The following is a 22,257-nucleotide window of genomic DNA, read 5'->3' on the forward strand; positions in this document are numbered from 1 at the left end:
GGGTAACACCCGCGGCGCACGCTCGGTGCCATGACCTCGAAAACGCGTGTGGTGGTGATCGGCGCCGGGCTCGCGGGCGTCACCCTCGCCCGGCGGCTCGGTGAGCTAGGCACGCCCGCGCTGGTCGTCGGCGACGAGGAGCACCGCCCGTACAACCGGGTGCTGCTCGCCGAGGTGCTGGCCGGACGGTACGGACCCGAGGTGATCACCCTGCCCGCGCCGGCCGGGCTGGTCCGCTCCCGGGCCACCGGCATCGACCGGGCCGGGCGGACCGTCCGCTGCGCCGACGGCTCCGTGATCGCGTACGACACGCTGGTCCTCGCCACCGGCTCCAACGCCGTACTGCCGCCGCTGCGCGGCCTGTTCACCCCGGACCGGGAGCTGCCCGAGGGCGTGCACGCGTTCCGGACGATGGACGACTGCCTGGCGCTGTCCAAGGCGCTGCGGCCGGGGGTGCGGGCGGTCGTCGTCGGGGGTGGGCTGCTCGGCGTGTCCGCCGCCCGGGCGCTGGCCGTGCGCGGCGCGCAGGTCGTCCTCGCCCAGCAGTCCGAGCGGCTCATGGAGTGCCGGCTCGACCCGGCCGCCTCCGCCCTCGTCCGGCGCCACCTGGAGAGCCTCGGTGTCGAGGTGCACACCGAGTGCCGGGTGCGGGACGTGCGGAGCGTCGGCGGGGCGGTGCGGTCGGTGGAGATGGCGGACGGGTACGCGCTGGGCGCCGACGTCGTCGTCCTGGCCTGCGGGGTCCGCCCGCGCGTGGGCCTGGCGCGGGAGGCGGGCCTGGAGGTCCGCACGGGCGTGGTGGTCGACGACGAGCTGCGCACCGGTGACCCGCGCATCCGCGCGATCGGCGACTGTGCCGAGCACGCCGGCCGGGTGTACGGGCTGGCCACGCCCGCCCTGGAACAGGCCGGCGCGCTGGCCGAGCTGCTCGCCGGGAGCGACACCGCCCGCTACACCGGCACCCGCTCCCTCACCCGGCTCACCCTCACCGGGCCGGACAGTCCCTTCGACCTCGCCGCGTTCGGCGAGACCGACCCCCGCCCCGGCGACGACGTCGTGCAGCTCGCCGACGCCACCCGGGGCACCTACCGCAAGGTCGTCGTCCGTGACGACCGGCTGGTCGGCGGGGTCCTGGTCGGCGACCTCGGCACCGTCGGCGCCCTCGCGCGCACCTGGGAGGGAGCAGAGCCGCTCCCGTCCGACGGCGGCCCCCTGCTCCACCTGCTCACCCACGACGGAGGCTCCTGATGACCGCCACCCCGGGGCCCGCCCCCACCATCGTCCTCGTCGGCCACGGCATGGTCGGCCAGCGCTTCCTGGAGGCGCTCGCCGAGCGCGGCCTGACCGCCACGCACCGCGTGGTCGTGCTGTGCGAGGAACCGCGCCCCGCCTACGACCGCGTCCAGCTCACCTCGTACTTCTCGGGGAGGACCCCCGAAGACCTGTCGATGACCGACCTCGCCTTCATCGAGGAGCACGGCATCGAGCTGCGCGTCGGCGACCCGGCCGAGACCGTCGACCGCGAGGCGCGCAGGGTGACCGCCCGCTCGGGGCTGGTCGTCGACTACGACGTACTGGTGCTGGCCACCGGCTCCTACCCCTTCGTCCCGCCGGTCCCCGGCAAGGACGCCGAGGGCTGCTTCGTCTACCGGACGATCGAGGACCTGCTCGCCATCGAGGCGTACGCGAAGACCGCGACGACCGGCGCGGTGGTCGGCGGCGGACTGCTCGGGCTGGAGGCGGCCGGCGCCCTCAAGGGGCTCGGACTCACCTCGCACATCGTGGAGTTCGCGCCCCGGCTGATGCCGGTACAGGTCGACGAGGGCGGCGGCGCGGCGCTGCTGCGCACCATCGAGGAGATGGGCCTGTCCGTGCACACGGGCGTCGGCACGCAGGAGATCGTCACCGGCGCGGACGGCGCCGTCACCGGCATGAGGCTCTCCGACGGCTCCGAACTCGCCACCGACCTGGTGGTGTTCAGCGCCGGTGTCCGCCCCCGCGACCAGCTGGCCCGCGACTGCGGACTGGCGGTCGGCGAGCGCGGCGGCATCAGCGTCGACGAGCGGTGCCGGACCGTCACCGACGAGCGGGTCTTCGCGATCGGCGAGTGCGCGCTGGCCGCCGACGGGCGGGTGTACGGGCTGGTCGCGCCCGGGTACGAGCAGGCCGAGACGGCCGCCGCCACCATCGCGGACCGGGAGGCCTCCTTCACCGGCGCCGACCTGTCCACCAAGCTGAAGCTGCTCGGCGTGGACGTGGCGTCCTTCGGCGACGCGCACGGCACCGCCGAGGGCTGCCTGGACGTCGTCTACTCCGACTCCCGCGCGGGCCTGTACAAGAAGCTGGTCGTCGGCCGCGACGGCACGCTGCTCGGCGGCATCCTGGTCGGCGACGCGGAGGCGTACGGCACGCTGCGCGCGTTCACCGGCTCGGTCCCGCCGGTCTCCCCCGAGTCGCTCGTCCTGCCCGCCGGTGCCGGGGCCCCGGCCCAGCTCGGCCCGGCCGCCCTGCCCGACGACGCGGTGATCTGCTCCTGCCACAACGTCACCAAGGGCACCATCCGCGGCGCGGTGACCGAGCACTCCTGCACCACCGTGCCGGAGGTGAAGAAGTGCACCAAGGCCGGCACCGGCTGCGGCTCCTGCGTGAAGGTGCTCGGCCAGCTGGTCACCGCCGAGCTGGAGGCGAGCGGCGTCGAGGTCGACAAGGGGCTGTGCGGCTGCTTCGCGCAGACCCGCGAGGAGCTGTACGAGATCGTCCTCGCCCTGCGGATCACCTCATACCGCGAGCTGCTCGACCGGCACGGCCGCGAGGGCGCCCGGGGCGGCGAGGGCTGCGAGGTGTGCAAGCCGGCGGTCGGCTCGATCATCGCCTCCCTCGCCCCGGCGATCGGCGCCAGCGGCTACGTCCTGGACGGCGAGCAGGCGGCCCTCCAGGACACCAACGACCACTTCCTGGCCAACCTCCAGAGGAACGGCTCGTACTCCGTCGTCCCGCGCATCCCCGGCGGCGAGATCGCGCCGGAGAAGCTGATCGTCATCGGCGAGATCGCCCGGGACTTCGGGCTCTACACGAAGATCACCGGCGGTCAGCGCATCGACATGTTCGGCGCCCGCGTCGAGCAGCTGCCGGTGATCTGGGCGCGGCTGGTGGACGCCGGCTTCGAGTCCGGGCACGCGTACGGCAAGTCGCTGCGCACGGTGAAGTCCTGCGTGGGCCAGACCTGGTGCCGCTACGGCGTCCAGGACTCGGTGCGCATGGCGATCGACCTGGAGCTGCGCTACCGGGGGCTCAGGTCCCCGCACAAGCTGAAGTCGGCGGTCTCCGGGTGTGCCCGCGAGTGCGCCGAGGCCCAGTCCAAGGACTTCGGCGTGATCGCCACCTCCAACGGCTGGAACCTCTACGTCGGCGGCAACGGCGGCGCCACCCCGCGCCACGCGGACCTGCTCGCGCAGGACCTCTCGGACGCCGAACTGGTCCGCCTGATCGACCGGTTCCTGATGTTCTACATCCGCACCGCCGACAAGCTGGAGCGCACCTCCACCTGGCTGGAGCGCATCCCCGGCGGCCTGGACCACGTACGGGACGTCGTCGTGCGCGACTCGCTCGGCATCTGCGACGAACTGGAGTCCCTGATGCGGGCCCATGTCGCGCACTACCGCGACGAGTGGGCCGAGACCGTCGACGACCCGGAGAAGCTCGCCCGGTTCGTGTCCTTCGTGAACGCCCCCGGCACCCCCGACCCGGTCGTGGGCTTCGTGCCGGAGCGCGACCAGATGAAGCCCGACCTGCCGCTGCTGGACATCGGCCTGCGGCGCCCCTCGGAAGACGACCTCCTGGAAGGAAGCACCCGGCGATGACCCTGGCACCCGAGTCCCCGGCACCCGAGACGACCGGCCTGAAGGTCCTGCTGCGGCTGACGGACGACTGGTTCACGGCCTGCGACCTCGGCGCCCTGCTGCCCGGCCGGGGCGTCGCGGCCCTGCTGCCGGACGGCGGCCAGGTGGCCCTGTTCCGCGACCGGTCGGGCGAGCTGTACGCCATCGGCAACCGGGACCCGTTCACCGGCGCGGCGGTCCTCTCCCGCGGCCTGACCGGCACCCACCGGGGCCGCCCCTTCGTCGCCTCCCCGCTGCTCAAGCAGCGCTTCGACCTGGCGACCGGGGTGTGCCTGGACGACGAGTCGGTGCGGGTGGAGACGTACGAGGTGAGGGCGGCGTAGGGCTGCGGGCGGTCGCACCACGGCCCGGGACCACGCCGGCCCGCCCCGGCGTACGGCGCTCGGCGGTGGTGGTGGCGGCGAACCGCTGGGGGAGCGCGCCGTCCAGCCGTCACAGATTGTCCATGCACCGTCAACCGTGGCGCTCTAGGGTCCGTAGCTGCACGCCCCCGCCGCCGACCGGCGGCGGGCCCCGGTCAGGACACCCGGAGGCAGCAGTGGAACGTCGTACCCTTCTGCGCACGGCCGTCGTCGGCGGCTCGGCCGTGCTCGGCGGAGCCCTGTGGCGCGGTGCCGCCCACGCCGCCCCCGCCCAGCCCGGCAGCGGCCCGTACGGGGCACTCAAAGCGCCCGACGCCAACGGCATCCGGCTGCCCGCCGGCTTCACCAGCAGGGTGATCGCCCGCTCTGGACAGAAGGTCGCGGGCACCTCGTACACCTGGCACAACGCCCCGGACGGCGGCGCCTGCTACGCGGACGGCACGGGCTGGATCTACGTCTCCAACTCGGAGATCAACCCCTCCGGCGGGGCGAGCGCGGTGAAGTTCTCGGCCACCGGGGCGGTCACCTCGGCGTACCGCGTGCTCTCCGGCACCCGGCAGAACTGCGCGGGCGGCCGGACGCCGTGGAACACCTGGCTGTCCTGCGAGGAGGTGGACCGCGGGTACGTCTACGAGACCGACCCGTGGGGCGTGAAGGCCGCGGTGCGCCGGGACGCCATGGGCCGCTTCAAGCACGAGGCGGCGGCGGCCGACCCGGTGCGCAGGGCCGTCTACCTGACGGAGGACGTCAGCGACGGCTGCTTCTACCGCTTCCGCCCCACGACCTGGGGCGACCTGTCCTCCGGCACGCTGGAGGTCCTGGTCGCGGGCTCGGCCACGAGCGGCCCGGTGTCCTGGGCGAGGGTCCCCGACCCGTCCGGCGCGACGGCCACCCGCCACCAGGTCTCCGGCGCCAAGCGGTTCAACGGCGGTGAGGGCTGCTACTACGCCGACGACACCTGCTGGTTCACCACCAAGGGCGACAACCGCGTCTGGCAGTACGACACCGCCGCCCAGACCATCGAACTCGCCTACGACGACTCCCTGGTGACGTCCGGCACGGCCCCGCTGACCGGCGTGGACAACGTCACCGGCAGCTCCTCCGGCGACCTGTTCGTGGCCGAGGACGGCGGCACCATGGAGATCTGCGTGATCACGCCGAGCGACGTGATCGCCCCCTTCCTGCGCATCGACGGCCAGTCCGGCTCGGAGATCACGGGCCCCGCCTTCTCGCCCGACGGCACCCGGCTGTACTTCTCCAGCCAGCGGGGGACGAGCGGGAGGTCCTCCGGCGGGATCACCTACGAGGTGCGCGGACCGTTCCGGGCGTAGCGCGCCACGGACAGCCGAGGGACAGCGGAGAGCTACCGTCCGGTCACATCACGTTCCCGTCACGACTCCTTCATATCTCCACTACATCCCGCGCACCTCAATAGCTTCGTCATCTCACATCCGCTCCACCACACCATTCCCGGGACTCTTGATGAAGCTGCTCCGCAAGCCCGCCGCCGTCGCCCTGGCCGCGGTGGCCCTGGCCGCCCTGCCTGTCGCCGCCCAGGCGCACGACGGCAACCACCCGTTCGAGAACTGCACCGAGGCCTACGACGCCGGGCACCACAACATCCCGAAGGGCGACAAGCACTACGGCGACCACCTCGACCGCGACAAGGACGGCGTCGGCTGCGACAAGCCGCCCGCGGGCTTCGTGCCCGCCGACGACAAGGACTCCGGCGACAAGGACTCCGACGAAGCGGCCGGTTACAAGGACTCCGGGAACGCGGAGAACTCCGGCGGCGGCGAGCAGGCCGCCGGGCAGCAGGGCGCCGATCTCGCCGAGACCGGCGGCGACGACACCACGCCGTACATCGCGGCGGGTGGAGCGGCCGTCGTGCTCGCCGGCGGCGGACTGCTGCTGGCCTCGCGCCGCCGCCGGAGCAACGGCGCCGGCTGACCCGGGAGGGGCAGGCACCGGCTGACGAGAAAGGCGGCACCCCCGCACAAGGGTGCCGCCTTTTCCCGTGGACCGGAGCCGCCGCCGATCGGTGAGGGTGGTCGGGTGACAGACGGCGGCTCCGGGGCCTTGCGCCCCACACAGGGGCTGTTGTGCCCCGCTCGGGGGCTTACCGGTGGTCGCTGCCCTTCGACTGCGACGCCGCCCGGCCCGCCTCCAGCCGCGCCACCGGAATCCGGAACGGGGAGCAGGAGACGTAGTCCAGGCCCACCTCGTGGAAGAAGTGGACGGACTCGGGGTCGCCGCCGTGCTCGCCGCAGACGCCGAGCTTCAGGTCGGGGCGGGTCTCGCGGCCGGCCTTCGCGGCGGCGGCGACCAGGGAGCCGACGCCGTCCTTGTCGATGGTCTCGAACGGGGAGACGCCGAAGATGCCCTTCTCCAGGTAGGCCGTGAAGAAGCTGGCCTCCACGTCGTCGCGGCTGAAGCCCCACACGGTCTGGGTGAGGTCGTTGGTACCGAAGGAGAAGAACTCGGCGGCCTCGGCGATCTGACCGGCGGTCAGCGCGGCGCGCGGCAGCTCGATCATCGTGCCGATGGACAGCTTGAGCTTGGCGCCGGTGGCGGCCTCGACCTCGGCGATGACCTGGTCGGCCTCGTCGCGGACGAGCTCCAGCTCCTGGACGGTGCCGACGAGCGGGATCATGATCTCGGCGCGCGGGTCGCCCTTGGCGGCCTTGCGCTCGGCCGCCGCCTCGGCGATGGCCCGTACCTGCATGGTGAACAGGCCGGGGATGACCAGGCCGAGACGGACGCCGCGCAGGCCCAGCATCGGGTTCTGCTCGTGCAGCCGGTGCACGGCCTGGAGCAGGCGCAGCTCGTTCTCGTGCGGCTCCTGGCGGGACTCGGCGAGCGCGACGCGCACCGACAGCTCGGTGATGTCGGGCAGGAACTCGTGCAGCGGCGGGTCCAGGAGGCGGACCGTGACCGGCAGGCCGTCCATGGACTCGAAGAGCTGGACGAAGTCCTGCTTCTGGAGCGGCAGCAGCTCCTTCAGGGACTCCTCGCGCTCGGCCTCGGTGTCGGCCAGGATCAGCCGCTCGACCAGCTCGCGCCGGTCGCCGAGGAACATGTGCTCGGTGCGGCACAGGCCGATGCCCTGGGCGCCGAAGCGGCGGGCGCGCAGCGCGTCCTCGGCGTTGTCGGCGTTGGCGCGCACCCGCAGCCGGCGCTTGCGGTCGGCGAAGGCCATGATGCGGTGCACGGCCTCGACCAGCTCGTCGGCGTCCTCGGCACCCGCGTGCATGCGGCCCTCGAAGTACTCGACGACCGGCGACGGCACGACCGGGACCTCACCCAGGTACACCTTGCCGCTGGAGCCGTCGATGGAGATGACGTCGCCCTCCTCGACGACGTGCCCGCCGGGCACCGTCATCCGGCGGCGCTTGGTGTCGACCTCCAGCTCCTCGGCGCCGCAGACACAGGTCTTGCCCATGCCGCGCGCGACGACGGCCGCGTGGGAGGTCTTGCCGCCGCGCGAGGTCAGGATGCCCTCGGCGGCGATCATGCCGTCCAGGTCGTCGGGGTTGGTCTCGCGGCGCACCAGGATGACCTTCTCGCCCGAGCGGGACCACTTGACGGCGGTGTACGAGTCGAAGACCGCCTTGCCGACCGCCGCGCCCGGCGAGGCCGCGATGCCCCGGCCGACCTTCTCGACCTTGGCGTCCTCGTCGAAGCGGGGGAACATCAGCTGGGCGAGCTGGGCGCCGTTGACGCGCTGGAGGGCCTCGGCCTCGTCGATCAGGCCCTGGTCGACGAGCTGGGTGGCGATGCGGAAGGCCGCGCCCGCCGTGCGCTTGCCGACGCGGGTCTGGAGCATCCACAGCTGGCCGCGCTCGATGGTGAACTCGATGTCGCAGAGGTCCAGGTAGTGGTTCTCCAGCGTCTCCATGATCTGCATCAGCTGGTCGTACGACTTCTTGTCGATCTGCTCCAGCTCCGCCAGCGGGACGGTGTTGCGGATGCCGGCGACGACGTCCTCGCCCTGGGCGTTCTGAAGGTAGTCGCCGTAGACGCCCTGGTGGCCGGAGGCGGGGTCGCGGGTGAAGGCGACGCCGGTGCCGGAGTCGGGGCCCAGGTTGCCGAAGACCATGGAGCAGACGTTGACGGCGGTGCCGAGGTCGTGCGGGATGCGCTCCTGGCGGCGGTAGAGCTTGGCGCGCTCGCCGTTCCAGGAGTCGAAGACGGCCTTGATGGCGAGGTCCATCTGCTCGCGCGGGTCCTGCGGGAAGTCCCGGCCGGCCTCGGTCTTGACGATCTTCTTGAACTTGGTGACGAGCTTCTTGAGGTCGGCGGCCTCCAGCTCGGTGTCGACCGTGACCTTCTTGGCCGTCTTCGCCGCCTCCAGCGCCTCCTCGAAGAGGTCGCCGTCGACGCCGAGGACGGTCTTGCCGAACATCTGGATCAGGCGGCGGTAGGAGTCCCAGGCGAAGCGGTCGTCACCGGCCTGCTTGGCCAGGCCCTGCACCGACTTGTCGGAGAGGCCGATGTTGAGGACCGTGTCCATCATGCCGGGCATGGAGAACTTGGCTCCGGAGCGGACCGACACGAGGAGGGGGTTGTCGGCCTGGCCGAGCTTCTTGCCCATCCGCGCTTCGAGGGCGTCGAGGTGCGCACTCACCTCGTCGCGCAGTGCCGTCGGCTCCTCGCCGCTGTCGAGGTAGGTCTTGCAGGCCTCGGTGGTGATGGTGAAGCCGGGAGGGACCGGAAGACCCAGGTTGGTCATCTCGGCGAGGTTGGCGCCCTTGCCACCGAGGAGGTCCTTGAGGTCCTTGTTGCCCTCGGTGAAGTCGTAAACGAACTTGGGTGCGTTCGTTACCTGAGGTTCTTTGTTTTCCGACACGGGTCTCGACTCCTCGAGGACGCGGTGGCTGCCCTGACGGCGAGGAATGTACCCAGATCAAAGGCACCTGGGTACGTCCACTTGCGCGACATGCGCCCGTAACCAGTCGTCCGCCAGCGGATCGAAAGTCAAGGCTTGGCAAGCGACCGCCGCCTGGTGTTTTCACTTCTTGAACGAATGGACTCACGAATCCCGCAAGCGCCGCTCACCTGAGCGCCAATCACTACGTTTGAGTTCGATCGATGAACGATCATGACATGGCACTCAGTGCCACCCCTTGGAGAAGTGGAATCGCCCAAGATCCGCTCATCTGAGCGTCACCCCTATCAGAGGTGGCGAGAATCACGCTGCCACAGGCCGCCGGATTTCACCATGCGGACCGGTGAACGGACCGCTCGCGACGCACGTACGACAGGGTGCGGCGGACCCGGCCCCCTCGCCGGGTCCGCCGACCACCGGGTTTCGTACGGAAGGACCTCCGGGTGCCTGTCAGCACGCCTTTCCGCCGGCCACCGCAGAACGCCGACGCTCCCGCCACGCCCGACACACCCGCCCCAGCCGCACATACGCGCCTCCTGGCCCTCCGGGCCCGGAGGGCCCACTGGCGCGCCTGGCGCACCCGGCACCCGCGCACCGCCCTGGTCGTCCGCCGCGCCACGACCGTCCTCGCCGCCGCGCTCGTGCTCGGCGCCCTGCTGCTGCCGAACACCTTCGCCGCCCTCGAACCCAACCGGTTCGCGCGCATCCCGGCGGAGGCCGTCGTCGGCGCGGTCCTGCTGCTCTGCCTGCCCCGCCCCGCGCGGCTGGCCGCGTCGGCCCTCTTCGGCACCGCCCTCGGGGCGCTGACGGTGCTGAACCTGCTCGACATGGGCTTCACCGAGTACCTGGGGCGGGGCTTCAACGTCGTCCTGGACTGGGGCCTGCTGGACGACGCCCAGTCGTACCTGGCGGACTCGATGGGCGGGGCGGCGGCGACCTGGGCCGCCGTGGGCGCGGTCGGGCTGGCCCTCGCGCTGCTGGTGGTGACGGCGCTGGCGGCGGTACGGCTCGGCGAGCTGCTCGCCGCGCACCGGGAACGGGCGGCGCGGGGCGCCCTGATGGCGGCCACCGTGTGGATGACCTGCGTGGCACTGGGCGTGCAGACCTTCGGGACGCGGGTCGCCACGACGAACGCGTCCGCCCTGCTCCAGGCGCAGGCGCACCGGGTGACGGACACGCTGCGGGACGAGGCGGCGTTCGCGAAGGAGGCGGAGTCGGACCGGTTCGGCGCGACGCCCGGCGACCAGCTCGTGCCGGACCTGCGGGGCAAGGACGTGATCTTCACGTTCATCGAGAGCTACGGCCGCAGCGCCATCGAGGACCCGGTGACGGCGCCCGGCGTCGGCCGCGCCCTCGACACCGGCACGAAGGCCCTGGGCGAGGCGGGCTTCCGGGCGCGCAGCGGCTGGCTGACGTCCGCCACGTTCGGCGGCAGCAGCTGGCTCGGCCACTCCACCTTCATGTCCGGCCTGTGGGTGGACAACCAGCAGCGCTACCGCACCGTCACCGCGAGCGACCACCTCACCCTCACCAAGGCGTTCGGCAAGACCGGTCACTGGGACACGGTCGGTGTCATGCCGGGCGTGCAGAAGGCGTGGCCGGAGGCCGAGTGGTACGGGCTGGACAAGGTCTACGACGCGTTCGACGTCGGTTACCGGGGACCCAAGTTCAGCTGGTCGACCATGCCGGACCAGTACGCGCTGGAGGCGTTCCAGCGCTTGGAGCACGGCAGGGCGCGGGAGAGGCCGCTGATGGCGGAGGTCGTTCTCACCTCCAGTCACCAGCCGTGGGCGCCGATCCCGAGCATGGTCGGCTGGGACGAGATCGGCGACGGCTCGGTGTACGAGGGCATCGAGGCGTCGGGCGTGGAGGCGGCCGACGTCATCGCCGACTCCACCCGGTCGAAGGAGGAGTACGGCAAGTCGGTCGAGTACTCGGTCACGAGCCTCACCCAGTGGCTGGAGCGCTACGGCACCGACGACACCGTCCTCGTCTTCCTCGGCGACCACCAGCCGCTCGCCCGGGTCAGCGGCGACAAGGCGAGCCGGGACGTCCCCGTCTCGATCGTCGCCAGGGACCCGGAGGTGCTCGACGCGATCGACGACTGGAACTGGACGGAGGGGCTCGAACCCGCCGAGGACGCCCCGGTGTGGAAGATGGACTCCTTCCGCGACCGCTTCCTGACGGCCTACGGCTCCACCCCGCACCCCACCGGGACCGGCGACTGATCAGCCGCCGGAGGTGTCCAGCTCCGCGTCCTCGCCGACGCCCGCGCAGTCGTAGGGGTCCTTCAGCCAGCCGTCGGGCAGGACGACGCGGTTGTTGCCGGAGGTGCGGCCGCGGGGGCCGTCGGCGCCGGTGGGCCAGGGCTGGTCGAGGTCCAGCTCGTCCAGTCCGGCACGCAGTGCCTCCAGGGAGGAGGTGATCGCGAGCCGCTTACGCATCTCGGAGCCGACCGCGAAGCCCTTGAGGTACCAGGCGACGTGCTTGCGGAAGTCGATGACGCCGCGCGCCTCGTCGCCGATCCACTCCCCGAGCAGGGTGGCGTGCCGCACCATCACGTCGGCGACCTCGCGCAGGGTGGGCCGCACGTAGTCGTCCGTACGCCCCTCGAAGGCGGCGACGAGATCGGCGAAGAGCCACGGCCGCCCCAGGCAGCCGCGCCCGACCACGACGCCGTCGCAGCCGGTCTCCCGCACCATGCGCAGCGCGTCCTCGGCGGACCAGATGTCGCCGTTGCCGAGCACGGGGATCTCCGGGACGTGCTCCTTCAGCCGCGCGATGGCGTCCCAGTCGGCGGTGCCGCCGTAGTGCTGGGCGGTGGTGCGGCCGTGCAGGGCGATGGCGGTGACGCCCTCCTCCACGGCGATCCGCCCGGCGTCGAGGAAGGTCAGGTGGTCGTCGTCGATGCCCTTGCGCATCTTCATGGTGACGGGCAGGTCGCCGGCGCCGGTGACGGCCTCGCGGACGATGGCGCGCAGCAGGTTCCGCTTGTACGGGAGGGCGGAGCCGCCGCCCTTGCGGGTCACCTTGGGGACGGGGCAGCCGAAGTTCAGGTCGATGTGGTCGGCCAGGCCCTCCTCCGCGATCATGCGGACGGCCTTGCCGACGGTCGCCGGGTCGACGCCGTACAGCTGGATCGAGCGCGGCTTCTCGGTCGCGTCGAAGTGGATCAGCTGCATGGTCTTCTCGTTGCGCTCGACCAGCGCCCGCGTCGTGATCATCTCGCTCACGAACAGGCCCTTGCCACCACTGAACTCCCTGCACAGCGTGCGGAAAGGAGCGTTGGTGATCCCGGCCATGGGGGCGAGGACGACGGGCGGCTGGACGGTGTGCGGACCGATCTGAAGGGGCGTGGACATACCTCCATTGTGCCGTGCGATGACCCGGCACAATTCTTTAGTTAGGCACACTATTGACATCGGCTACGAGGGACGGCAGACGGCCCGGTCGGCCGTCCGACAGAGCGACCACGCGTCGAGCCGGGCCAGGGAGCACGCCCCCAGGGGCGCGGGGAAACCGCGCGACCAGCCCCCCACCCACCCGCCCCCGGCACACCACCGGCCCCCGGGCCGGCCCTCACGCCGAAGCGCCCCGCGCGAGCTCCGGCAGCCGCTCCGACACCTTCGGCCAGTACTTCACGACCGCCCCCTCCACCGCCGGCAGCGCCCGCTGCCCCGCCAGCGCCAGGACGATCGCCGCCGCCACGCCCGCCCAGGCGAGGGGCCCCAGCGGTGTGCAGCCGAAGAGCTGGCTGGCGCCCGGGGTCTGGACCAGGGCGACCAGTGCGGCGGCGGAGCCCAGCGAGGTGACCTGGACCAGGCGGCTGCCCCGGCGGTCGGCGAGGGTCTGGGCGAGCTGGGTGCCGACCACGGCGCACAGGGCCATCGTCGTCGAGCGCCGGCCCGTGCCCGGCGTGAAGCGGCCGAAGAGCCAGGCCGCGGTCGCGCCGAGTGCCGTGGTCATCGCCCGGTGCCGGATCTGGCGGATCAGGGGCTCACCCAGCACGGCCGTACCGAGCGGAGCCCCGGCGTCGTCCTCGGCCTGCTCGGGGTCGCCCGTCTCCGTCACCGCCACCGCCATCGCGGGGAACAGGTCCGTGAAGAGGTTGACCAGCAGCATCTGACGGGTGGACAGCGGGGCGGAACCGCCCAGCACCGTGCCGAGGATGCCGAAGCCGACCTCGCCCGCGTTGCCGCCGATCAGGATGGCGATGGCGTCGGCGACGCTGTGCCACAGCGCCCGGCCCTCCCGTACCGCCTCCACCAGGACCAGCAGGTCGTCGCCCGTGACGACCAGGTCCGCGGCGTTGCGGGCGGCGGCCGAGCCGCGGGCGCTGATGCCGACGCCGATGTCGGCGGCGCGGATGGCGGCGGCGTCGTTGGCCCCGTCGCCGACCATGCCGACGACGCGTCCGGCGTCCCGCAGCGACTCGACGACCTGGAGCTTCTGCTCGGGCGCCACCCGGGCCACGACGTCCGCGTCGCGCAGCATCCGGGAGCGTGCCGTGCGGTCGGCGGCGGCGATCTCGTCGCCGGTGACGACGACCGCCTCCTCGGGCCAGCCCAGGTCGACGGCGATGGCGTGGGCGGTCTGCGGGTGGTCGCCGGTCAGCACCACGGGCCGTACGCCCGCCTCGCGCAGCCCGCGCACCAGCGCCGGGGACGTCTCGCGCGGCACGTCGGCCAGCCCGAGCATCCCGGTGAACTCCAGCTTCTCCGGCTCCTGTTCGAGGACGTCGGCCGCCTTCTCGCCCCGGCGCAGGGGCCGGCTGGCCACCGCGATGATGCGCAGTCCGTCGCGGGCCATCCCGTGCGCCACCTCGGTGGCGTGCGAGGGCAGGTCGGCGCAGGCGGGCAGCACGGTCTCCGGGGCGCCCTTGACCACCAGCACCGGCGCCCCGTCGCCGTCGCGGCCGACGGCGGCGGCGTAACCGCGCGAGGTCTCGAAGGGCAGGCCCTCCTCCTGCGTCCACTCGGGGTCGGGACCGGCGGCGTCGAGCACGGCCTCGTCGGTGGCGTGGGTGGGGCGGGTGCCGTCTCCGTTGAGGCGGGGGCAGGCCCGGGCGGCGATCCGTACGGCGTCGGCGGCGTCCGGGTCGCCCACCTTGCGGACCGTGCCGTCTGGGCCCGCGACGCGGGTCAGCCGCAGCCTGTTCTCGGTGAGCGTGCCGGTCTTGTCGAAGCAGATGGTGTCCATGCGGCCCAGCGCCTCCAGGGTGCGCGGGGTGCGCACGAGGACACCGTGCCGGCTGAGCCTGCGGGCCGCCGCGAGCTGCGCCACCGTCGCCACCAGCGGCAGCCCCTCGGGCACGGCGGCCACCGCCACCGACACACCGCCGGAGACGGCCTGCCGGATCGGTGTCCCGCGCAGCAGCGAGAGGCCGGTCACCGCGGCGCCGCCCGCCAGCGTCAGCGGCAGCGCCTTGCGGGTCAGCTCCTGGAGCCGGGCCTGCACACCGGCCGCCGAGGGCGTACGCGCCGCCAGCGAGACCGCCCGCGCGGCCTCGGTGTGCTCGCCGGTGTCCACGACGACGGCCTGGGCGCGTCCGGCCACCACGGTCGTGCCCTCGAAGACCATGCAGTGCCGCTCGGCCACGGGCGCGTTCGTCACCGCGTCCACGCTCTTGTCCACCGGCAGCGACTCGCCGGTCAGGGCGGACTCGTCGACCTCCAGGCCGTCCTCCCACAGCAGCCGGGCGTCGGCGGGCACGACGTCGTCCGCCTTGAGGTCGACGATGTGGCCCGGGTGGAGTTTGGCGGCGTCCACGACGCGCGGCTCGGCGGCCGGGTCGTGCGTCTCCTCCTGAGCGACCCGCGCCTTCTGCTTCTGCTGCGCGAGCAGCCCCGACAGCGCCCGCTCCGCGCGCAGCCGCTGGAAGCCGCCGACCAGGGCGTTCAGGTCGAGGGCGCCGACGACGAGCAGCGCGTCCATGACGGAGCCGAGGATCGCCTCGGCCGCCGAGCCCACCGCCAGCACCGGCGTGAGCGGATCGTCCAGCTCACCCCGTACCGCCTGCCCCAGCTGCCACGTCCACTTCACCGGCGCGAGCACGGGCACCCGGCCCGCCCGGTCGGCCGCCGCCTTCATCCGCGCCGTCAGCTGCTCGCCGAGGGACGGATCGGGCTCCTTCTCCCGCGCCAGGCGGTCCCGCACGCCCACGGGGTCCAGCGTGTGCCACGGCACCCGTGCCCGGGGGTGCGGGGCACGGGCCCCCGCCACGCCCAGCGCGGCGCGCGTACCGGAGAAGAGGGCCGCCGCCGCGCTCACGTCGACGGGCGCGTGCCGCAGCCCCGGCAACGAGGAACCCCCTCCCCCCTGCTTGCCCTTGCCGCGCGCCTCGCCGACCGCCACCAGCAGCCCGGAGAGCGCGGCCCCGGACCGGGCCAGTGTCTGCGACCGCCGCCCGACCCCGCGGGCCGCGGGCACCGCCCGCAGCAGCCGCCACACGTCGGGCAGGCCCTGCGGGGCGAGCACGTCCGCGCCCCAGGCCACCGGGGCGTCCCCGTCGGCCAGCGCGACGGCCACGTCCCCGCCGAGCAGCCCGGCCAGCACCGAGCCGTCGTCGCCGGGCCGGGGCCGTACGACGGTGATGACGCCGCCCTCGGCGCGCAGTTCGTCCACGACCTCCCGCAACGGCCGCTTCCCGCTGACCACTTGGTCCGCGAGGCCGGTGAAGTCGGCGAGCGCGGGGTCCTGCACCATCACCACGCGCAGGCCCGCGCGGCGCGCCGCGTCCAGCACGTCCTCGGTCCACGGGTCCGCGCCCGCCTCGGCCGCCCGCAGCGCGCTGGGGTGCAGGACGACCGTGGCGGCCATCTCCAGCTGCCGCAGCCGCTCGGGGTCGCGCACGAGCACTCCGGTGCGGGACAGCGCGGCGCCCAGTACGGCGTGGAAGGCGGCGGGCCCGTAGCGCGCGGCCTTGGGCGACCCGGCGAGGACCGCCTCGGCGGCCTCCGCGACGTCGTGCTTGACCAGCAGCGTGGCCGCCGCGCCCGCGACGCTGCCGGTGGAGGCGTGGGCGGCGTAGTCCTGGGCCGGGGAGCTGCGCAGCGGCGGGCGCAGGGCGGGGTCGGCGGGCAGGCTGCCGCGCTCCGGGACGCACAGCCCGTCGTGCACCACCTCGAAGGCCGCCGTCCGGGTCACCGCCTCCGTCAGCTGGCACACCCGCAGCGCCCCGTCGAGCCACAGCGAGGTGGGGCTCTGACCGGCGCCGTGGACGGCCGCGTTGGCGGCGGCCAGGGCCACGTCCATGCCGTGGGCGCCGAGGCGTTCGCGCAGCCAGGCGCGGAAGGTGGGGTTCTCGCGCAGCAGCGTCGCCACGGCCGTCACCAGGCGCGGCGAGGGCGGCAGCCGCAGGCGGGCGCCGGTCATGGCGGCGGCGATGCCCAGCGCGTCGGCGCCGAGCGCGCTCGCCGCGACGCGTACGGAGGCCGGGTCGCCGGGGTGGGCCAGCTCCTCCACCGGATCGCCGGGACCGGACTGCTCCGTCCGGGTCAGTCCGTGCCGTTCGGCGAGTTCGGTGGCACGGTCCACCACCCGGTCGGTGAGCGCGTCCTCGGTGGCGGTCACCACCAGGCGGGCCAGGCCGGTGTCCCAGTAGGCGAGTGCCACGTCCGGGTGCTCGGCCAGGGCCGCCGCGACCCGCCGCGCGACGCGTTCGGTGCCGCCCGCGCGGCGCACCTTCTCCGTCGCGGCCGGCCGCAGCGCGAGGTGCGCGCGGTTCCCGGCCCGCCATTCACGGGTGCTGGTGCCGCCGGGCAGCGCGGCGCGGGCGACCCGGGCCGCCCGCGCCGTGAAGTCCGCGCCGCGCACACCGGCCCGCGCGGTGCCCGCCACGGCGCCGGCCGCGGCACCCACCGCGGGGGCGGTGCCGCGGGCGAGCAGCCGGGGTCCGGCCAGCACGAATCCGGTGACGGCGGCCTGGGACCGCGTCAGAAGTCCTGCACCGGCCATCGTTGTCCCTCAGCCCGCCTTCCGCGTGGACGTGGTCGACTTCCGGCTCCGGGCGCCCCCGGAACCGGCTGCTGCCTTGCTCTTCGAGGCCCCGGCGGTCGTCTTCTTGGCGGCCTTCTTGGCGGGGCTGGTGGCGGAGGCGCTCTTCTTGGCGGGCCGGCGGCCGGCGGTGCTCTTGGCGGCCGACGTGCTCTTCCCGGCGGCGCTCTTCTTCGCGGTCCCGGCGGTGCTCTTCTTCGCCGCGGTCGTCTTCGAGGTGCTCTTCTTGGCGGTACCGGCCTTCGCGGCGCTCGTCCCGGCCGTACCCGACTTGGCGGCACCCGACTTCGTGGCGGGGCTCTTCCGGGCGGCTGTCTGCGTGCCGGCGGTCTTCTTGGCGGTACTCCGCCGAGCGGGGGTCTTCTCCTCCCCGGCGCCCCCGTCCTGGAGCGCCCGAGCGGCGTCCGCCTCCGGCGACTCCTGCGGCCGCGGCCGGGTCAGCCACGCCACCGCGCCCGCGGTGAGCGCCACCGGCCACTCCACCAGTCCGGCGATGCCCAGCACCCCGGCCCCCGTGTACACGACCGCGCGCCGCCCGCGCGGCGACACCGCACCGATCCTGTCGAGGGCGCCTTCGGCGGCCCTCCCGACCGTCCCGGCGCCCGGCACCTTCCGCACCACAGAGGCGGCCGCGTGCAACGGCCGCGGGAGCGTCTGCGCCGACTTCTGCTCAGCCATGACTGTTCGTCCTCGCCTGTGCGTGCTGTCGAAACCCTGGAACATCACCTTCCGCACATCTCCGGGTTCCCGCACTTCGAGCGCTCATCCCGGCGAAGTGGTTTCGTGGCCGAGATCCACCACCGAGAGACCGGAGACGCCGTGCACCCGTCGATGAAGTTGGTCGCGATAACGCTCGACTGCCCCGATCCGCCGGCTCTGGCCGCGTTCTACGAGCAGGCCACCGGCCTGGAACGGCACCCCGACTCGAATCCCGACTTCGCGGGCCTGTGCGGCGAGCACGGCCTGCTCCTTGGTTTCCAGCGCGTCGACGGCTACCGCGCACCGAGCTGGCCCGGCCAGACCGTTCCCCAGCAGCTGCACCTCTGCTTCCGGGTCGAGGGGGACCTGGACGCAGCCGAGGCCCGGCTGCTGGAGTCGGGTGCGCACAGGCCCGATCACCAGCCCCACGGGGACAGGGCGCGGGTCCTCACCGATCCGGTCGGGCACCCCTTCTGCATCCTGCGCTGAGCACCGTTTCTGGTCCAGACCTCTTGACGAAAGGTCTGGACCAGATCACTGTCATGTCTACGACAACGCCCTCGCGCCCCGACACACGCCACCTCACCGACCCCACCGGGAGGCCCCGCATGATCCGCCGCAAGGTCCGCCTGCTCGCCACCGCGCTCGCGGCCACCGTCCTGACCCCGCTCGGCGTCACCACGGCCTCCGCCGCTCCCCCGACCGCACCCGCAACCGCCGCCGCCGCCGACACCTGCGCCGTGAAGTCGAAGCCCGCCGGAAAGGTCCTCCAGGGCTACTGGGAGAACTGGGACGGCGCCGCCAACGGCGTCCACCCGCCCTTCGGCTGGACCCCGATCACCAACCCCCAGATCGGCGCACACGGCTACAACGTGCTGAACGCGGCCTTCCCGGTGATCCTCCCCGACGGAACGGCCCTGTGGGAGGACGGCATGGACCGGGGCGTGAAGGTGGCGACGCCCGAGGAGATGTGCGCGGCCAAGGCGTCCGGGCAGACGATCCTGCTCTCGATCGGCGGCGCGACGGCCGGCATCGACCTCAACTCGACCGCCGTCGCCGACCGTTTCGTCGAGACGATCGTCCCGGTCCTGAAGAAGTACAACTTCGACGGCATCGACATAGACATCGAGACCGGCCTGACCGGCAGCGGCAACATCAACCAGCTGTCCGCCTCCCAGGCCAACCTGATCCGCATCATCGACGGCGTCCTGGCCCGCATGCCGTCGAACTTCGGCCTCACCATGGCCCCGGAGACCGCCTACGTCACCGGCGGCAGCGTGGTCTACGGCTCGATCTGGGGCGCCTACCTGCCGATCATCAAGAAGTACGCCGACAACGGCCGCCTGTGGTGGCTGAACATGCAGTACTACAACGGCAGCATGTACGGCTGCTCCGGCGACTCCTACTCCGCCGGCACGGTGCGGGGCTTCACCGCCCAGACCGACTGCCTGGACAAGGGCCTGGTCGTCCAGGGCACCACGATCCGCGTCCCCTACGACAAGCAGGTCCCGGGCCTGCCCGCCCAGCCCGGCGCGGGCGGCGGCCACATGTCCCCGTCCCTGGTCTCCCAGGCCTGGAACCACTACGACGGCGCGCTCAAGGGCCTGATGACCTGGTCCCTCAACTGGGACGGCTCGAAGAACTGGACCTTCGGCGACAACGTGAAGTCCCTGCAGAACCGCTGACACGAAAACGCCCACCCACCAGCCGACCGAGTCGGGTGGTGGGTGGGCAAAGGCCCGGGGGTCAGGGGGCGCAGCCCCCTGGTACCTCGACCGAACCGGACGTTCAGCAGCCCACGAGCCGAGAAGCCAGGTACCCCTCGATCTGGTCCAGCGACACCCGCTCCTGCTTCATCGTGTCCCGCTCCCGCACGGTCACCGCGTTGTCGTCCAGCGTGTCGAAGTCCACCGTCACGCAGAACGGCGTACCGATCTCGTCCTGACGCCGGTACCGGCGCCCGATCGCCCCGGCGTCGTCGAACTCGATGTTCCAGTTCTGCCGCAGCGCCTGCGCCAGCCCCTTGGCCTTCGGCGACAGCTCCGGGTTGCGGGACAGCGGCAGCACCGCGACCTTCACCGGCGACAGGCGCGGGTCGAGCCGCAGCACGGTCCGCTTCTCCAGCTTGCCCTTGGCGTTCGGCGCCTCGTCCTCGATGTACGCGTCGAGCAGGAAGGCGAGCATCGCGCGCCCGACACCGGCCGCCGGCTCGATGACGTACGGCGTCCAGCGCTCGCCGGCCTCCTGGTCGAAGTAGGAGAGGTCCTGGCCGGAGGCCTTGGCGTGCGAGGAGAGGTCGTAGTCGGTCCGGTTGGCGACACCCTCCAGCTCGCCCCACTCGCTGCCGCCGAACTGGAAGCGGTACTCGATGTCGGCGGTGCGCTTGGAGTAGTGGGAGAGCTTCTCGGCCGGGTGCTCGTACCAGCGCATGTTCTCCTCACGGAGACCAAGGCCCGTGTACCAGTTCCAGCGCTGCTCCATCCAGTACTCCTGCCACTTCTCGTCCTCGCCCGGCTTGACGAAGAACTCCATCTCCATCTGCTCGAACTCGCGGGTGCGGAAGATGAAGTTGCCGGGCGTGATCTCGTTGCGGAAGGACTTGCCCATCTGGGCGATGCCGAACGGCGGCTTGCGGCGCGAGGTGGTCTGCACCTGGGCGAAGTTGGTGAAGATGCCCTGCGCGGTCTCGGGCCGCAGGTAGGCGACGGAGCCGCTGTCCTGGGTCGGGCCGAGGTGGGTGGAGAGCAGACCGGAGAACTGCTTGGGCTCGGTGAAGGTGCCCTTGTTGCCGCAGTTGGGGCAGTTGAGGTCGGCGAGGCCGTTCTCCGGGGCCTTGCCCTTCTTCTCCTCGTAGGCCTCCTCCAGGTGGTCCGCGCGGAACCGCTTGTGGCAGGAGGTGCACTCGGTCAGCGGGTCCGTGAAGGTGGCGACGTGGCCCGAGGCCACCCAGACCTCGGGGGCCAGGATCACGGACGAGTCGAGACCGACGACGTCCTCGCGCGAGGTGACCATGTAGCGCCACCACTGGCGCTTGAGGTTCTCCTTGAGCTCGACACCCAGCGGACCGTAGTCCCAGGCGGCGCGCTGACCGCCGTAGATCTCACTGCAGGGGAATACGAAGCCACGGCGCTTGCTCAGGCTGACGATGGTGTCGATCTTGTCGGCGGCCACGGTGCTCTCTTCATTACGACGACGTTGACTGACTGGTGCGGCGCGGAGCGCCTCGTTGGGGGGTGGTGGTCGGGAGACGGGCGGGCGAAGCGAGATGCTTCCAGAGAATGCTTCAGGTTACCGGCGTGGGCCGCCCCTCGGCCAAATCGGGGCTCCCCTTCGACGATCTCCCGACGTACCGGCCGTTAGTTGACAACGGTTTCCATATTTGTTGAAAATGAATCCCATGAACGTACGACGACGCCGCATATCCGGCATAGCAGTCACCGCGGCCGCCGCCCTCGGTCTCGGGACCCTCTCGGCCTGCTCCAGCGACAGCGCGGCGGCGGGCAACACGGACAAGTTCGACGTCGTCGCGTCGTTCTACCCGATGCAGTTCCTCGCCGAGCAGATCGGCGGGGACCACGTGAACGTCACCACCCTCACCGAGCCCGGCCAGGAGCCGCACGACCTGGAGCTGAGCGCCAAGCAGACCGCGCAGATGGGCGAGGCGGACGCGGTGCTCTACCTGAAGGCCCTCCAGCCCGCCGTGGACGAGGCGATCGCCCAGTCCGACGTCAAGACCAAGATCGACGCGGCCACGCTGACCACGCTCGAGGACCACGGGAACGTCGAGCACGACCACGACCACGGCCACGAGGGCGAGGAGCACGCGGCCGAGGAGCACTCCGAAGAGGCGCACTCCGAAGAGGAGGAGCACGCCCGCGACCCGCACATCTGGCTGGACCCGGTGAAGTACGCCGAGGTCGCCGAGGGCGTCGCCAAGGCCTTCGAGAAGGCCGACCCGGACCACGCCGCCGACTACCGCGAGAACGCGGAGACGCTGACCAAGAAGCTCGCGGACCTGAACACCTCGTTCAAGGACGGCCTGGCGGACACCGACACCAAGGTCTTCTTCACCAACCACGCCGCCTTCGGCTACCTCGCCGAGCGCTACGGCCTGACGCAGGAGGCCATCAACGGCCTGGACCCGGAGAGCGAGCCCAGCCCCGCCCGGATCAAGGAACTCCAGGACGAGGCCAAGGCCGACGGCGTCACCACCGTCTTCTACGAGACACTGGTGTCCGGCAAGACCGCGAAGACCCTCGCCAAGGACGCCGGCCTGAAGACCGACGTGCTCGACCCGCTGGAAGGCATCACCGACAAGTCGAAGGGCGACGACTACTTCGAGGTCATGCAGTCCAACCTCAAGGCGCTCGAGGCCGCCCTCGGCGCCAAGTGAGCGCTCCGCCGAGCGTTCCGA

At 72.4% G+C, this 22,257-nt stretch carries 14 protein-coding genes; 9 read left to right on the top strand and 5 right to left on the bottom strand.

The features are described from left to right. Nucleotides 1–30 precede the first annotated feature (30 nt). The 5 genes from M6G08_RS03390 (at nt 31) to M6G08_RS03410 (ending at nt 6,211) form a co-directional block, all read left to right on the top strand. A complete protein-coding gene (locus M6G08_RS03390) occupies nt 31–1,248 on the top strand; it encodes an NAD(P)/FAD-dependent oxidoreductase (RefSeq protein WP_272585699.1) in 1,218 nt (405 codons plus the stop codon). Then, the gene (gene nirB, locus M6G08_RS03395) at nt 1,248–3,860 is read left to right on the top strand and encodes a nitrite reductase large subunit NirB (RefSeq protein WP_272585700.1); all 2,613 of its coding nucleotides are present in this window, start codon (nt 1,248–1,250) and stop codon (nt 3,858–3,860) included. The genes M6G08_RS03390 and nirB overlap by 1 nt, the downstream gene beginning before the upstream one ends. Next, entirely contained in the window at nt 3,857–4,222 is a 366-nt protein-coding gene (gene nirD, locus M6G08_RS03400) for a nitrite reductase small subunit NirD (RefSeq protein WP_272585701.1), read from the top strand. Before nirB ends, nirD begins: the two co-directional genes overlap by 4 nt. 215 nt (nt 4,223–4,437) lie before the next feature. Beyond that, nucleotides 4,438–5,592 carry an alkaline phosphatase PhoX gene (locus tag M6G08_RS03405; protein ID WP_272585702.1) on the top strand — a complete coding sequence of 385 codons (1,155 nt, stop codon included), beginning with the start codon at nt 4,438–4,440 and terminating at the stop codon, nt 5,590–5,592. A 151-nt stretch (nt 5,593–5,743) separates the two neighbouring features. Further along, complete coding sequence (locus M6G08_RS03410; RefSeq protein ID WP_272585703.1) at nt 5,744–6,211, top strand: excalibur calcium-binding domain-containing protein; 468 nt, start codon at nt 5,744–5,746, stop codon at nt 6,209–6,211. 169 nt (nt 6,212–6,380) lie between these two features. On the opposite strand, the gene ppdK is transcribed toward M6G08_RS03410, so the two are convergent. Beyond that, a complete protein-coding gene (ppdK, locus tag M6G08_RS03415; protein ID WP_272585704.1) occupies nt 6,381–9,110 on the bottom strand; it encodes a pyruvate, phosphate dikinase in 2,730 nt (909 codons plus the stop codon). A 482-nt stretch (nt 9,111–9,592) separates the two neighbouring features. On the opposite strand from ppdK, the gene M6G08_RS03420 reads away from it, so the two are divergent. Next, a complete protein-coding gene (locus M6G08_RS03420; protein WP_272585705.1) occupies nt 9,593–11,377 on the top strand; it encodes an alkaline phosphatase family protein in 1,785 nt (594 codons plus the stop codon). Here M6G08_RS03420 and dusB read toward each other — a convergent pair whose 3' ends face one another. The 3 genes from dusB to M6G08_RS35835 form a co-directional block, all read right to left on the bottom strand. Beyond that, a complete protein-coding gene (gene dusB, locus M6G08_RS03425; protein ID WP_272585706.1) occupies nt 11,378–12,511 on the bottom strand; it encodes a tRNA dihydrouridine synthase DusB in 1,134 nt (377 codons plus the stop codon). It abuts the gene before it with no gap. A 217-nt stretch (nt 12,512–12,728) separates the two neighbouring features. Beyond that, nucleotides 12,729–17,105 (bottom strand): cation-translocating P-type ATPase, encoded by a 4,377-nt coding sequence (locus tag M6G08_RS03430; RefSeq protein ID WP_272585707.1) that lies wholly within the window; start codon nt 17,103–17,105, stop codon nt 12,729–12,731. A 9-nt stretch (nt 17,106–17,114) separates the two neighbouring features. Then, nucleotides 17,115–17,822, bottom strand: a complete 708-nt coding sequence (locus M6G08_RS35835; RefSeq protein ID WP_336298979.1) for a hypothetical protein — start codon at nt 17,820–17,822, stop codon at nt 17,115–17,117. Nucleotides 17,823–17,975: 153 nt separating this feature from the next. Between M6G08_RS35835 and M6G08_RS03440 the strand changes: the two genes are divergently transcribed. Both M6G08_RS03440 and M6G08_RS03445 read left to right on the top strand, forming a co-directional pair. Next, the gene (locus tag M6G08_RS03440; RefSeq protein ID WP_443049001.1) at nt 17,976–18,332 is read left to right on the top strand and encodes a VOC family protein; all 357 of its coding nucleotides are present in this window, start codon (nt 17,976–17,978) and stop codon (nt 18,330–18,332) included. A 119-nt stretch (nt 18,333–18,451) separates the two neighbouring features. Further along, nucleotides 18,452–19,528: a chitinase gene (locus M6G08_RS03445; protein WP_272585709.1), complete on the top strand. Its 1,077-nt coding sequence runs from the start codon at nt 18,452–18,454 to the stop codon at nt 19,526–19,528. 103 nt (nt 19,529–19,631) lie between these two features. On the opposite strand, the gene M6G08_RS03450 is transcribed toward M6G08_RS03445, so the two are convergent. Then, complete coding sequence (locus tag M6G08_RS03450; RefSeq protein WP_272585710.1) at nt 19,632–21,014, bottom strand: glycine--tRNA ligase; 1,383 nt, start codon at nt 21,012–21,014, stop codon at nt 19,632–19,634. Between the two features lie 226 nt (nt 21,015–21,240). On the opposite strand from M6G08_RS03450, the gene M6G08_RS03455 reads away from it, so the two are divergent. After that, nucleotides 21,241–22,236 (top strand): zinc ABC transporter substrate-binding protein, encoded by a 996-nt coding sequence (locus M6G08_RS03455; protein ID WP_272585711.1) that lies wholly within the window; start codon nt 21,241–21,243, stop codon nt 22,234–22,236. The last annotated feature ends 21 nt before the right edge of the window (nt 22,237–22,257 follow it).

It is taken from the genome of Streptomyces sp. M92 (assembly GCF_028473745.1).
GTDB lineage: Bacteria > Actinomycetota > Actinomycetes > Streptomycetales > Streptomycetaceae > Streptomyces.